Genomic DNA, 244 nt, shown 5'->3' on the forward strand with positions numbered 1-244 from the left:
ACCGCCGTGCAAACCTTTGAAATCGGCGTCCGCGGTGTTGAGGGTGTAGGTGTAGGAACCGTCGGCGTTGAGCACCAGGGTGCCGTAGGTGCCGGTGAAGGTACCGGGCGTGATTGGGCCGGACGCCACCTGATCCGCGCCTTGGGTGTCGTTGGTCAGGACGCTGCCGGTCAGGGTCAGGTGGGTTTCCGAGGCCGTGCTGGCGTTGCTGTCGTCCACGGCCTTGGGCAGGTCGTCGACGATA

1 protein-coding gene is annotated in these 244 nt (G+C 65.2%); it reads right to left on the reverse strand.

From position 1 onward, the window contains the following. The coding region (locus J4E53_RS30640; RefSeq protein WP_310650547.1) for an Ig-like domain-containing protein at positions 1–243 on the reverse strand (243 nt) is incomplete at its 3' end. Position 244 lies beyond the last annotated feature (1 nt).

Origin of the sequence: Pseudomonas sp. FW305-28, from assembly GCF_017351395.1 — a bacterium.
GTDB classification, from domain to species: Bacteria; Pseudomonadota; Gammaproteobacteria; order Pseudomonadales; family Pseudomonadaceae; genus Aquipseudomonas; species Aquipseudomonas fluorescens_AA.